At 72.4% G+C, this 13,011-nt stretch carries 14 protein-coding genes; 5 read left to right on the plus strand and 9 right to left on the minus strand.

Annotation, left to right across the window (positions count from 1 at the left end; all coding sequences use genetic code 11):
• Positions 1 to 59 precede the first annotated feature (59 nt).
• Entirely contained in the window at positions 60 to 896 is an 837-nt protein-coding gene (locus AB0D85_RS28475; protein WP_362326033.1) for an undecaprenyl-diphosphate phosphatase, read from the minus strand.
• Between the two features lie 99 nt (positions 897 to 995).
• Here AB0D85_RS28475 and AB0D85_RS28480 point away from each other — a divergent pair, with 99 nt between their 5' ends.
• The 4 genes from AB0D85_RS28480 to AB0D85_RS28495 all read left to right on the plus strand — a co-directional run bounded on the left by AB0D85_RS28480 (position 996) and on the right by AB0D85_RS28495 (position 3,953).
• Positions 996 to 1,373 carry a BlaI/MecI/CopY family transcriptional regulator gene (locus AB0D85_RS28480; protein WP_362326036.1) on the plus strand — a complete coding sequence of 126 codons (378 nt, stop codon included), beginning with the start codon at positions 996 to 998 and terminating at the stop codon, positions 1,371 to 1,373.
• 22 nt (positions 1,374 to 1,395) lie between these two features.
• Entirely contained in the window at positions 1,396 to 2,343 is a 948-nt protein-coding gene (locus tag AB0D85_RS28485; protein ID WP_362326039.1) for a M56 family metallopeptidase, read from the plus strand.
• Between the two features lie 133 nt (positions 2,344 to 2,476).
• Positions 2,477 to 2,917, plus strand: a complete 441-nt coding sequence (locus AB0D85_RS28490; RefSeq protein ID WP_362326042.1) for a hypothetical protein — start codon at positions 2,477 to 2,479, stop codon at positions 2,915 to 2,917.
• A gap of 106 nt (positions 2,918 to 3,023) precedes the next feature.
• The gene (locus AB0D85_RS28495; protein ID WP_362326045.1) at positions 3,024 to 3,953 is read left to right on the plus strand and encodes a hypothetical protein; all 930 of its coding nucleotides are present in this window, start codon (positions 3,024 to 3,026) and stop codon (positions 3,951 to 3,953) included.
• Between the two features lie 66 nt (positions 3,954 to 4,019).
• Here the strand turns inward: AB0D85_RS28495 and AB0D85_RS28500 are convergent, their stop codons facing one another.
• Both AB0D85_RS28500 and AB0D85_RS28505 read right to left on the minus strand, forming a co-directional pair.
• Positions 4,020 to 4,934: an LLM class flavin-dependent oxidoreductase gene (locus tag AB0D85_RS28500; protein WP_362326048.1), complete on the minus strand. Its 915-nt coding sequence runs from the start codon at positions 4,932 to 4,934 to the stop codon at positions 4,020 to 4,022.
• A 22-nt stretch (positions 4,935 to 4,956) separates the two neighbouring features.
• Positions 4,957 to 5,976: an aldo/keto reductase gene (locus AB0D85_RS28505; protein WP_362326051.1), complete on the minus strand. Its 1,020-nt coding sequence runs from the start codon at positions 5,974 to 5,976 to the stop codon at positions 4,957 to 4,959.
• A 191-nt stretch (positions 5,977 to 6,167) separates the two neighbouring features.
• Here AB0D85_RS28505 and AB0D85_RS28510 point away from each other — a divergent pair, with 191 nt between their 5' ends.
• On the plus strand, positions 6,168 to 6,776 hold the full coding sequence (locus AB0D85_RS28510; RefSeq protein ID WP_362326054.1) for a TetR/AcrR family transcriptional regulator: 609 nt from the start codon (positions 6,168 to 6,170) through the stop codon (positions 6,774 to 6,776).
• A gap of 427 nt (positions 6,777 to 7,203) precedes the next feature.
• Here the strand turns inward: AB0D85_RS28510 and AB0D85_RS28515 are convergent, their stop codons facing one another.
• The 6 genes from AB0D85_RS28515 to AB0D85_RS28540 all read right to left on the minus strand — a co-directional run bounded on the left by AB0D85_RS28515 (position 7,204) and on the right by AB0D85_RS28540 (position 12,944).
• Positions 7,204 to 7,902, minus strand: coding sequence for a 2'-5' RNA ligase family protein (locus AB0D85_RS28515; RefSeq protein WP_362326057.1), 699 nt, complete (start codon positions 7,900 to 7,902; stop codon positions 7,204 to 7,206).
• Positions 7,899 to 9,287: an extracellular solute-binding protein gene (locus AB0D85_RS28520; RefSeq protein WP_362326060.1), complete on the minus strand. Its 1,389-nt coding sequence runs from the start codon at positions 9,285 to 9,287 to the stop codon at positions 7,899 to 7,901. The genes AB0D85_RS28515 and AB0D85_RS28520 overlap by 4 nt, the downstream gene beginning before the upstream one ends.
• Positions 9,288 to 9,421: 134 nt before the next feature.
• Complete coding sequence (locus AB0D85_RS28525) at positions 9,422 to 10,234, minus strand: carbohydrate ABC transporter permease (protein ID WP_362326063.1); 813 nt, start codon at positions 10,232 to 10,234, stop codon at positions 9,422 to 9,424.
• Positions 10,231 to 11,073 (minus strand): sugar ABC transporter permease, encoded by an 843-nt coding sequence (locus AB0D85_RS28530; RefSeq protein ID WP_362326066.1) that lies wholly within the window; start codon positions 11,071 to 11,073, stop codon positions 10,231 to 10,233. Before AB0D85_RS28530 ends, AB0D85_RS28525 begins: the two co-directional genes overlap by 4 nt.
• A gap of 172 nt (positions 11,074 to 11,245) precedes the next feature.
• A complete protein-coding gene (locus tag AB0D85_RS28535; RefSeq protein WP_362326069.1) occupies positions 11,246 to 12,226 on the minus strand; it encodes a LacI family DNA-binding transcriptional regulator in 981 nt (326 codons plus the stop codon).
• A 28-nt stretch (positions 12,227 to 12,254) separates the two neighbouring features.
• A complete protein-coding gene (locus AB0D85_RS28540) occupies positions 12,255 to 12,944 on the minus strand; it encodes an HAD family phosphatase (RefSeq protein WP_362326072.1) in 690 nt (229 codons plus the stop codon).
• Positions 12,945 to 13,011 lie beyond the last annotated feature (67 nt).

The raw sequence follows: 13,011 nt of genomic DNA on the forward strand, positions 1-13,011 counted from the left end.
CTGCCGGGCCGGCGCCGACGGGGGCGTGGTCACGGGCGTCCTCCGGGTCGGGGGTACGGCTATGCGTTCAGCGTGCCCGAGGCCAGCAGCCCGAGCAGCCCCACGCCGATGACGATCCGGTAGATCACGAAGGCGTTGAAGGAGTGCTTGGCGACGAACTTCAGGAGCCAGGCGATGGAGGCGTAGGCGACCACGAAGGAGACGGCCGTGCCCACGGCCAGCGGTACCGCGCCGACCCCGGCACCCACCGCATCCTTCAGCTCGTACAGACCGGCGCCGGTCAGGGCCGGGATGCCGAGGAAGAAGGAGAGACGGGTGGCCGCCACCCGGTCCAGGTCGAGGATCAGCGCGGTGGACATGGTGGCCCCGGAGCGGGAGAAGCCCGGGAAGAGCAGCGCCAGGATCTGCGAACTGCCCACCAGCATCGCGTCCTTGAAGGTGGTGTCGTCCTCGCCGCGCTTGTGCCGGCCCATCTGGTCGGCGACCCACATGACACCGGAGCCGGCTATCAGGGAACCGGCCACCACCCACAACGACCCCAGCGGCCCCTCGACCAGCTTCTTGGCGGCGAGGCCGACCACGACGATCGGGATGGTGGCGTAGATGACCCACCAGGCGAACTTGTAGTCGTGGTGCTGCCGCTCCTCGCGGTGGCGCAGGCCGCGGCCCCAGGCGGAGACGATCCGCTTGATGTCCTTGAAGAAGTAGACGAGCACGGCGGCGATGGCACCGACCTGGATGACCGCGGTGAAGCCGACCACGGACGGGTCGTCCACCGGGATGCTCATCAGCCCCTCGGTGATCTTCAGATGCCCGGTGGAGGACACCGGCAGGAACTCGGTCACCCCCTCGACGACTCCGAGGACGGCGGCCTGGCCGACGCTGATAGCACTCATGGGCGGTCCAATGGCAGACTCGGGGAACGGGGTACCTTTTACACGCACGTAAAAGGTCTACGCGACTGTAGACGTTGGTAGGGAGATACGACAAACCCCATGGCAGACGACGGACAGGGGCGTGGCCCGAAACGGGCGAACGGCGTCCGCGAGGCCGAGATCCTCGGCATTCTCCAGCACGCCGACCGGGCGCTGACCCCGGGCGATGTGACGGAACGCCTCGCCGACGGGCTGACGTACAACAGCGTGGTGACGATCCTCACCCGGATGCACACCAAGGGGCTGCTCAACCGCACCCCGCGGGGCCGCGCCTACGCCTACGCCCCCGTCACCGACGACGCCGGTTTCGCCGCCCGCCGGATGCGCACCGTCCTCGAGGACCGGTCCGACCGCGAGGCCGTGCTCGCCCGCTTCGCCGACGAGCTCTCCGACACGGACGCCGAACTGCTGCGCCAGCTGCTCGGCCCCCAGCAGTAGAGCGAGAGCGAGGACCACCCGGATGCGTATCGCCGTCTATGTGCCGTTCCTGCTCTCGGTGCTGGCCCCGCTCGGCGCCCGGCCGGTGTCCGAGCGCTGCGAACCCCGCCTGGCGACCTGGCTGCTCACCGCCTCGTCCCTGGTGCTGGGCACGGCCACCACGATCTCCCTCGGCCTGCTGGCCGCCACCGGCCTGATCGGCGTCCCGCAGCTCGCCGCCCTCGGCCACTGGTCGGCGACCTCCGCCCAGCGCGTCGACCCGACCGAGCTGTCCGTCTCCCTCCTCTCGGGACTGCTGCTCGGCGGCGCGGTGCTCGCGGCCGCCCGGATGCTGTGGCGCCGCGCCCGCACCCTGGCCGCCGCGGCGGTCGACGCGGCCTGCATGCCCACGCGCGACGGCCTGGTCGTCACCGAGGACGACGCCCCCGACGCCTACGCGCTGCCCGGCCTGCCCGGCCTGATCGTCGTCTCCACCGGCATGCTGCACACCCTCGACGAGACCGAGCACGGCATCCTGCTCGCCCACGAACGCGCCCATCTGACCGCCCACCACTACGCGTTCGTCGCCCTGGCCCAGCTCGGCGCCGCCGCCAACCCGCTCCTGCGCCCCCTCGCGAAGGGCGTCACCTACACCATCGAACGCTGGGCCGACGAGAACGCGGCCACCTCGACCGGCGACCGCCGCCGCGTCGCCCGCACCGTCGGCAAGGTCGCCCTCGCCGCCCACGGCACCCCGGCCGTGGCACGGGCGGGCGCGGCGCTCGGCATCCTCGGCCGCCGCAGCCGCCGCGGCCCGCTGGCCAAGGCCGGCCCCGTACCGCGCCGGGTCGCCGCCCTGCTCGCCCCGCCGCTGCGCCGCCACCCCGCCCTCACGACCCTCACCGCCGCCGTCCTGGCCGCCGCGACCCTCGCCACCGCCGAGGCCACCCACGACCTCCACCACCTGCTGACCGCCGTGGGCGCCCACTAGCCGACGACCGTCTCCCCGCACACCCGGGCGGCGCCGCGATCACTCCCGGGTTCCCCGGGCGCCCGGTACCCCTACCCGGTATGGTCATAGCCTGACGGATCACGATCCCGGGCAGCCGAACGGAGGACAGGTCATGGCGGGCGTCGAGCGCATGCGGGGACCGGGCATCGCCCGGCTGCTCGCGGCGTGCGCGGTACTGCTCGGCCTGTTCCTCATGCACGGCTCACCGGCCACGGTCGCCGGCGGCTGCCACGGCGAGGTGGGCTCCGCCCCCGCCGTGCGCCACGCGGAGCACGGCTCCTCGATGACCGCGACGGCCGAGGCACCGCAGATGCGTGCGGGCACGGTGGAGATCCAGGCCATGGACGGCATGGCCGGCCACGGCAGCCTCTGCCTCGCCACCCCCGCCCAGACCAAGATCCCGCTGCCCGCCGCCCCGCTCATCGCCCTGGTCGTCTTCGCCGCTCTGACGGCCTGGGCCCTGTGGCGCGCCTGGAACCCCGGCGGGACCGGGCGCCGCGGCCCACCGGGCGGGCGGACCCTTCTCCTCCAGGTGTGCGTCGCGCGGACGTGACAGGAACCGCGCCGGAACACGCCCGTTCGGGCTGTGCGCCGGTCACCGTGTCCTGCTCATCCGCGCGCCACCGGTGTGGTGCGCCACCCGGAAAGACCTCATCAGCATGTTCCTCCCTGTCCGTCCCACCGTCCGCAGCCGCGCCCTCATGGCGGCCGGCACCGCGGCCGTCCTCTCCCTGACCCTCGCCGCCTGCGGCTCCTCGAAGGACTCCGGCGGCTCCGCCATGCCCGGCATGCACCACGGCTCGATGTCGTCGTCGGCCTCCCCGACGGGCGACGCGATGGCCGGCATGCCCGGCATGAACGGCACGGAGGCCGGCGGCAACGGCCTGGCCGACGCCGTGGACGGCTACCGCCTCACCAGCCCCGACAGCACCCTGAAGGCGGGCCGGCCCATCGCCTACCGCTTCACCGTCGACGGCCCCGGCGGCAAGCCGGTGACCGGCTTCGCGCTCGACCAGACCAAGCGGATGCACTTCTACGCCGTCCGCTCCGACCTCACCGGCTTCCAGCACCTCCACCCCACCATGGCCTCCGACGGCACCTGGACCGCCGATCTGTCCGCCCTGACGGCCGGCTCCTGGCGCATGTTCACGTCGTTCACCCCGGACAGCGGGACCGGCAAGGGCAAGGACTTCGTGCTCAGCCGGACTGTCACCGTCCCCGGCAAGGCCACCCGGACGACGCTGCCCGCCGCGGCGAACAGCACCGCGGCCGACGGATACACCGTCACGGTGAAGGGCAAGCCCATGGCCGGCATGGCGCACCCGCTGACCGTCCGCATCACCAAGGACGGCAAGCCCGTCACCGACCTGCAGCCCTATCTGGACACCTACGCCCACCTCACCGCCTTCCACGAGGGCGACTCCGCCTTCGCCCATCTGCACCCCACCACCAAGGTCGACGGAGACCACGGCGGACCCGACCTGTCCTTCCACGCCGAACTGTCCACCTCGGGCAACTGGCGTCTGTTCCTCCAGTTCCAGACCGGCGGCACGCTCCACACCGCCGCCCTGACCCTGCGCGTCGGCTGACCCTTTAGCGCCCCGTCCCAGGCATCCGGGGCGCACCCGTCCCGGATGCCCAGGACCCTGTTCGCCTCATCTTCCGGAGGGGACGGCACTCGCACCTGTGTAAGCCGCCTTGGCTATGACCTCGTCGGCCACCCACCGCGCGGCCTTCTCCGGATACGGCGACGGCAGGCCCAGGACGATGTGCCGGAAGCCCGCGTCGAGTGCCCTGGTGATCGCGGTCCGGGTCGTCTCCGGGTGGTCGTAGGAGACGGGGAGGTGGATGGAGCGGGTGATCTCGGCGGGGTCGCGGCCGATCTCCGCGCAGTAGCGGTCGAGGAGGGCGCTGCGGCTGATGCAGTCCTCCATGTCGCCGCCCGGGATGTTCCAGAGGTCGGCGTGTTCGGCGACCACCCGCAGGGTCGCCGAGGAACGGCCGCCGATCAGGATCGGGGGGTGGGGGCGCTGGACGGGTTTGGGGTTGGCGAACGCGCCGGTCAGGTGGTGATGGGCGCCGTGGAAGTCGAAGGGTTCGGTGGCCGTCCACAGCCGGCGGATCAGCACACAGGACTCGGCGAGGCTCTCCACCGCCTGCGCGGGTGCGGTGAAGGGCAGGCCGTGGGCCGGGTACTCGCGGTGCGCCTCGGGCGGGTGCGGGCGTGAGCCGACGCCGATGCCGAAGTCGAGCCGGCCGCCGGAGACGATGTCGACGGTCGTCGCGATCTTGGCCAGTATCGCGGGCGGCCGGAAGCGGTTGCTGGTCACCAGGAGGCCCAGGCGCAGGCGTCGGGTCCGGGCGGCCAGGGCGGACAGCAGCGTCCAGCCTTCGTGGACGGGCCCGTCGGGGTCGCCGCCGATCGGCATGAGGTGGTCGAACAGCCACGCGTGCTCGATCTCGGGGATCGCGTCCGCCTCCTCCCAGACCCGCAGGACGTCGTCGTACGAGACCTGCATGGGGGCGGTCATGATCCCGAAGCGGAGTGGTGATGTGGACGTGGGTGCCATGGGATGGCCTCTCTGCTGTCGGTCAGCGGCGGCGCAGGGCCGGATCGAGCAGGGCGGGCGGGGTGTCGTACTTCTCGTGGGCGGCCAGGTCGGTGCCGGGGGCGACGATCGTGTCGATCGCGTCGAGGACGTCGGCGGAGAGCACGATGTCGGCGGCGGCGAGCTGGGAGCGCAGGTGGTCCGGGGTGCGGGGGCCGATGAGGGCGCTGGTGACGGCGGGGTGCGCGGTGACGAAGCCGAGCGCGAGCTGGATCAGGGTCAGCCCGGCCTCCTCGGCGACGGCGGCGAGTCGCTCCACGGCGTCGAGCCGGGCCTGGTTGGCGGGCAGGGTGAGGTCGAAGCGGTCGGGAAGAAATGCGGCGCGGCTGGTGGTGATGTCCCGGCCCCTGCGCACGGCACCCGACAGCCAGCCCGAGGCCAGCGGGCTCCACACCAGCACGCCCATCCCGTACTCCTCAGTCACCGGCAGCACATGGGCCTCGATCCCGCGCTGGAGGAGGGAGTAGCTGGGCTGTTCGGTGACGTAGCGGCTCGTGTGGTGCTCGCGGGCGGCCCACTGGCCCTGCACGATCCGGTACGCCGGGAAGGTCGAGGAGCCGAAGTAGCGGATCTTTCCGGCGCGCTGCAGATCGGTCAGCGCGGACAGCGTCTCCTCGTCACTCGTGGCCGGGTCCCAGCGGTGTATCTGGTAGAGGTCGACATGGTCGACGCCGAGCCGCCGCAGGCTGTTCTCCAGCTCGGTGACCAGCCATCGCCGTGAACCGCCCCGGTGATTGCGCTCCTCGCCCATCGGCATACCGGCCTTCGTGGCCAGCACGAGGTCGTCCCGACGGCCGGCGATGGCCTTGCCGACCATCTCCTCCGACTCGCCCTCGCCGTACATGTCGGCGGTGTCGATCAGATTGATCCCGGCGTCGAGGGCGACGTCGACCATCTCGGTCGCCTCCGCCTGGGTGGTGCGGCCGATCGCGCCGAAGTTCATCGCGCCGAGCGCGAGCGTGCTGACCTGCACACCGGTACGGCCCAAGGTGCGGTACTGCATGACCGAGTCTCCTCACGTACACATACAGACAACCGGGACGCAGTCCCGTTTCATGTCTTCGACGATACGGAACACTGTCCCGTTTCGCAACGCCCCGATAGGGTGACGCCCGAGGAAGCACACGGCAAAGGGCACGAAGGACACCGAAGGACACCGAGGGGCGGCAAAGGGCGCGGGATGAGGGACGGACGATGAAGGACGAAGAGCAGGCGGCAACGCCCCGGCCGAAGGACACGGAGCCGGCGGCCCGGCCCCGGCGGGCGGACGCGCGGCGCAACGAGGTGACCCTGCTGGAGGCGGCCGCGGCGGCGTTCGTCGCGTCCGGCGTGGAGGCCCCGGTGCGCGACATCGCGGCCCGGGCGGGCGTCGGCACGGCGACGATCTACCGGCACTTCCCGACCCGCGCCGATCTGATCATCGCCGTCTACCGGCACCAGGTGGAGGCCTGCGCCGAGGCAGGCCCCGACCTGCTGGCCACCGCCCCGACCCCGTACGACGCCCTGCGTCAGTGGATCGGCCTCTTCGTGGACTTCCTGACCACCAAGCACGGCCTCGCCGGGGCCCTGCACTCCGACCAGGCCGGCTTCGACACCCTGCACACCTATTTCCTCGACCGGCTCGTCCCCGTGTGCACCCGCCTCGTCGACGCGGCGACGGAGTCCGGCGAGATCCGCGACGGCCTCACGGCCTACGAGCTGATGCGGGGCGTCGGCAACCTCTGCATCGGCGCGGAGAACGACCCCCGCTACGACGCCCGCCGACTGGTCGGCATCCTGGTCACGGGGCTGAGCCGCGCGTAACCCGGCGGGCCCGGGAGGCGGTTGAGAAGTCCGCGGCGACGCCCTCGACAGCGCCGACGGGTCCGGGCGGACCGGGGACCGGGATGCCGGTCGAGGGCTGCACCCGGCCGCACAGGCGCGGTGTGATCCTCGGCGGCAGCGGTGGCCGCCACCCGCACCCGCACCCGCACCCGCACCCGCACCCGCACCCGCACCCGCACCCGCCTGGACTCGCCGCGGACCACGAAGCGTTCCCCGCGTATCGCGGACCTCGCGGCCGCGGAGACCTTTCTCGCGTCGGGCGGCGAGGGCGCCCGCACCGGCGCCCGGGTCTACGCGACCGCCGCCGGGACGTTCCCGACCCGGTCCGCCGGCCCGGGCGGCTTGCCGACCCGGGCGGCCGTCGGCCACGGCGCGGTCGGCCCCGGCGCCGTCGGCTACCGCGTCGTCAGCGCGGCAGGCGCCAGGTGTGGACGTGTTCCCAGGTCAGGGTCGTCCACCAGCGGCCCGTCCAGTCCTCGCTGGCGGTGCGGTAGAGGGTGACGGTGTCGCCCGGGAAGCTGTCCGGGAAGGGCACCGGCAGTCCCCGGACGTACTCGTCGGCCTCCTCCAGCAGGTCCGGTCGTACATACATGTCGTGGGACAGCAGGGACAGGTGCGGCCGGAAGGCGCTCGCGTCGAAGCTGTGGTCCGCCGGGTTCGGGGCCGGGGCCTGGAGGGGGACGACGGCCTCGTCGACCCGTGCGGCCAGTTCCGTGAACGCCGTGTTCGGGGTGGTGCCGTCCGCGAGGTGGGCGACGTCGTAGACCAGGCCGACGCCCTGCCGCCGTACCCCCGCGTTGTGGACGGTGAAGGCGGTGGCGCCGTCCAGGGCCCGGGTCACCGCGGCGGTGATCTCCGCCTCCGGGACCGGGATGTGCCGGCTGCCCACCAGGGTCGCGTGCGGCGGGAAGGCGCCCGCCGACACGAACCCGTACTGCGCCCGCAACTGCCCCGTCACGGCGGTGACCGCGGCGCAGGTCGCGGGGTCGGGGCGGAGGTAGACGCCGTAGCGGTACGGGTCACCGGCGGCCCGGTCGAAGCGGGCTGCGGCCCTGACCTCGATGTCGATGTCGGTCAGTCCGGGCTCGTGGCGCGTCTCAGTCACTGTCCTGCCTGCTTCCGGTAGTCCTGGATCTTCTTCGTCGCCGCCTTCTCGGCGGCCTTCAGCGCGCTGTCCAGCGGCACCTTCCCGCTGAACGCCTGCTGCATCTGGGGCACGACCACGTCCCGCACACCCGGCATGGCCCCGCTGAGGCAGCCGGAGGTGGCCGTCGTCGCCGGGGTGTCGGCGAACTGCTTCGCGAGCACGGCGTACGGCTTGTTCTTCGCGAGGAACGCCTTCCAGGTCGCCGAGTCGTCGACGTCCGTGTTGATCGGCGCGTATCCGGAGGCCTCGGCGAACCGTTCCTGGGCCGGCGCGGAGGCCAGATAGCTGATCAGCTTCCAGCTCGCCACCTGCTCGGCCGCGCTGTGCCCGGCCTGGTCCACCCACATCGCGGCCCCGCCGATCGCGGCCCCCGCGGAGGACGCGGAGAGCGGGTACGGCAGCGCGGTGTAGCCCTTCATCCCCGCTTCGGCCAGACCGCCGATGGCACCGCTGGAGTTGAACATCATCGCGGTCTTGCCGGCGGCGAAGGCGGACAGCGCCGCGTTCCCGTCGGTCCCGGTGTCGAGGGCGACACCGTCGGTGTACAGCTTGGCCATGGTCCCGATCGCGGTCCGCTGGGCCGCACCGGTCAGCGACGCGGCCGTGGCGCCGTCGCCCTTCCGGCCGTTGTCCGGCGTGCAGTACGGCTCCCCGGCCGCGGCCGTGAGCTGCTCGAACCACCAGTCGTCGAAGGGCTGGTCGATGCCCTTGACGGAGGGGACCGCGGAGTGGATCCTGCGGGCGGCCGCGGCGACCTCGCCCAGCGTGCCGAGCGTCGACCGGTCCACGCCGGCCTTCGCCAGCAGCTTGTCGTTGACGTACAGCAGCGGCATCGACGTGTTCAGCGGTACGGCGAGCAGCTTGCCGTCGGCCGTGTAGTAACTGCGGGCGGCCGGGCGGAGCTTGTCGAGGTCGAGGTCCTTCGGATTGGCGGCGGCCATGGCCTGGGCGGAGACGGTCTGCCCGGCGTCGCGCAGATAGCCGGTGGTGATGTCGTTGGTGACCATGACCGACGGGGTGCCGCCGTTGCGGACGGCGGAGGTGTACTTGGCGACGGCGTCGGCGTAGCTGCCCTGGAAGGACGCCTTGACGACGATCTTCCCGCTGTTGGCCTTGTTGAAGGCGTCGATCTCCTTCTGGAAGGCCTCACCCGCCGGACCGCCGAGCCCGTGCCAGAGAGTGACGGTCACGGCTCCCTTGGCGGCGGCGAGGGCGGAGGGTCCGGGGGCGGCGCCGGAGGCCGTACCGCCGCCGTCGGAGCTTCCGCAGGCGGTGAGGGCGAGCGCGAGGGCGGTGGTGAGACAGGCGGCTGCGATGTGCGGTCGTCTGGGACGTACGGGCATGACGAACTTCCTTGTCTTGATACGAAAGGTGTTCACAGCGCCCCGGCAGGGGCGCGGGACTGTGTCGGGACTGTGTTTCGATCTATCGATGTTTCGATGTGCGGCCGGTCACGCGCAGGCCGTTCCGACGGCGCTCAGGTCGTGACCCTCGCCGCCAGCCCCCGCACCAGGAACCGCTGTCCGAACAGCACCAGCACCAGCGTCGGCAGCAGCACGAGCAACGTCCCCGCGTAGATCACCGCCGGCGACGTCGCCTGGTCGACGACCAGTTGGGCCAGCCCCACCTGCACGGTCCGCCGGGTCGGCGAGTCCGTGATGAGCAGCGGCCAGAAGTACCCGTTCCACGCGGACAGCGCGCACCACATCGCCGCGGTGATCAACTGCGGCCGGGCCATGGGCAGTACGACGTGCACCAGCGCCCGCACCTCCCCGCACCCGTCCAGCCGGGCCGCCTCCCACACCTCCCTCGGCAGCGCGAGGAACGCCTGCCGGAGCAGGAACACGGCGTATCCGGCGGCGAGATACGGCACGACGATCCCGAGCAGCGTGTCCCGCAGCCCCAGTGCCGTCGCCGTCTCGAAGTTGGGGATGACCAGACTCTCCCCGGGGAACGCGAGCGTCGCCAGGACCAGGCCGAAGGCCAGCCCCCGCCCCCGCCACCGGGGAAACACCAGCGCGTACGCGGCCAACGCGGCCGTGACCAGTTGCGCGGCCGACTGGAGCACCGTGACGGCCACGCTCACGCCGTACTGGCGGGCGAGCGGGGCCGAGTCCAGTGCCGTACGGAGGTTGTCCAGGGTCAGCCGGCCCGGCACCGGTATGAGGCGGCCCGCCGCGACGTCCGACGGCGGCAGCAGCGCCGTGACGACGGTGACGTACACCGGGAAGGCGACGATCACCACCACCGCGGCGAGCCACGACCACCGCAGTACGGAGGAGAGTTTCACGCGGCCCAACTCCTCAGCACCCGGAACTGGACGGCGGTGACGGCGAGGACGAGCAGCAACAGCACCACCGCGAGCGTGGCGGCCGAGCCGACCTGGGGCAGCGCCTCGCCGAAGGCGCGCCGGTACAGCTCGTACACCAGGGTCGACGTCGCCCCGGCCGGTCCGCCCCGGGTCAGCACCTGGACCTGGGTGAACACCTGCAGTCCGCTGATGGTCTGGGTGACGAGGAGGAAGACCAGACTCGGGCGGAGCATCGGGACGATCACCGACCGGGCCAGCCGCAGCCCCGCCGCACCGTCCAGCGCCGCCGCCTCGATGACCGACTGGTCGAGCTGGGTCAGCGCGGCCAGCAGGACGAGGAAGGCGAAACCGAACTCGTACCAGGCGGTGGCGATCGAGATCGCGAGGACGGCCCAGCCCGGCGAGCGCAGCCACTCCGGGCCGGTGATCCCGAGGTGGGCCAGCACCTCGTTGAGCGTGCCGACGGCCGGGGCGAACAGGCCCGCGAACACGGCCGCGGAGGCCGCCGCGGAGTAGGCGAAGGGCAGCGAGAGGAGCACCGACACCACGGCCCGCGGCCTGGCCGCCGCCCGGCGCAGCGGGAGCACGGCGGCAAGCGCGCCGCCGACCGAGAGCAGGACGCTGAGCCCGGCGATGGCGCCGGTGGCGAGCAGGGCCCGCCGCAGGTCGGGGTCGGTGACGAGGTCGACGTAGTGGGCGGCGCCGACGAAGACGGTCGGGTCGCCGAGGAGGTCGCTGTCGTACAGGCTCAGGACGACGCCCCGGACGACCGGCCAGTACGCGAAGACGAGCAGCAGTACGACGCACGGCAGGACCATGAGCGGCCCTGCCAGCCGGCCGCGGAGTCGGCGGCCGGCGCGAAGTGGAACGTTCCCAAGCATGTGTGGAACGTTCCCATTCAGGGCCGGACGAGGACAGCACCGGTTGGGTGAACAGTCGGCAAAATCCGGTCAGATGGTCCGACCGTCAGATGGTGGCCGGATCAGACGGTCACGCGGGCGTCGGCCGTGCCGTCGTGCGGCCCGTCACCAGGGAACCCGGGAGCGACTCGTGGTGGTCCGGTGGCTGTTCGCCGTCCAGGAGTTGCACCAGCGCGTCCACGGCCCGGCTGCCGATCAGGTCGATCGGCTGGCGCCAGGTCGTCAGGCCGATCAGGGACGTCGCCAGCTCGCCGATACCGTCGTAACCGGTCACGGAGAGGTCCCCCGGCACATCCACGCCGCGCAGCCGGAACTGCTCCATGAGGGCGACCGCGTGCCGGTCGCTCGGGGCCATCACCGCGGTGATCCCGGGCCGCCGCAGCACCTCGGCCGCCATCGCGCCGGCCGACTCCCGGGGCCGCTCCCCGACCTCCAGCACGCGTGCCCCGCCCTCCCGCAGCCGCCGGACCATGGCCGCCGTACGCGGCCCCAGCGTCACGGACTTGCTCGTCGGCACCGTCACGACCGCGACCTCGCGGTGCCCCAGCTCCAGGACGTGGTCGGCCAGCGCCGTGCCGCCCTCGTCCTCGTCGCAGTAGACGCTGGTGATGCTCGGATGGGTCTCCGGACGCCCCGCCACCACGGTCGGCAGCCGCGCCGCGAAGGGGACGATCCGCTCGCTGGGCAGCAGCCCGCTGCACACGAGCAGCGCCTCGACGCGCAGCATCGCGAGGGTCTCCAGGGCGCGGTACTCGTCGCTCACCTCGAACCGGCCGGACCCGGTGGCGGTGACCACCCGGTAGCCGTGGAAGGCGGCGCGTTCCTGCATGGCCGTGAGGAGGTGGCCGTAGAAGGGAGTGGCCGCGTCCCGCACGAACGCGCCCACGGTGTACGTCCGGTGCGCCACCATCGCCCGTGCGGACGCGTTGACGACGTAACCGAGTTCCTGGGCCGCCCTGATGACCCGCTGCCGGGTCTCCTCCCCGACGCTCCCGCGCCCGGAGACGACACGGGAGACGACGGACTTGGACACCCCGGCCTGCCGGGCCACGTCTATGATCGTCGGGTTTCTCGGCCGGTCAGCCATCGATCAGCACACCCTCCGCGGCGAGCACCGCGGTGGCCGCCGCCGCGCCGGTCCACACATGGGCGCGCCAGCCGTGGGCCCGGGCGGCCTCGACGTTCTCCGCGCGGTCGTCGAAGAACACCACGTCCGACGGCGCCCGCCCGAGCCGTTCCCCGGCACCCCGGTAGACCTGCGGGTCGGGCTTCATCACTCCGAGGTCGGAGGAGAAGACGAGCGTCTCGAAACGCCTGCTCCACTCGGCCCGCCGGACGGCCGCCGCCAGTGAGGCGGGGGCGTTGGAGAGGACCCCCAGGGGCGTTCCGCGCGCGGCGAGCCGGCCGAGCAGCGCGGCCGACTCGTCCGCGATCGCCGCCCATCCGTCCGAGTCGATCCGGTCCAGCCGCTCGACCCACTCCCCGTCCAACCGACGCCCCAGCGCCGCACCGATCCGCCCCCAGTAGTCGGCGGCCGAACCGCCGAGGTCGTACGCGTCCCGATGGGCCCAGTACGGCTCCGCGAGCACGGAATCCGACACGTCGAGCGCGTCGGCCAGCGCGGTCAGGGCACGGCCGGAGGGGGCCAGGACACCGCCGAGGTCCCATACGACGATGGTCGACGACAGGGCCGGCGGCCGTAGGGCCGGCGGAAGATCCGGTGACAGGTCCGGCGACAAGTCCGGCGATTCATTTTGGGAACGTTCCACATCCGGATGATAGCGGTACGGCCGCCGGGTCCGTGTGGTGCGGGCGGAGTCTATCCATGCCCGGCGG

The organism is Streptomyces sp. NPDC048277 (genome assembly GCF_040652235.1).
Classification (GTDB): domain Bacteria; phylum Actinomycetota; class Actinomycetes; order Streptomycetales; family Streptomycetaceae; genus Streptomyces.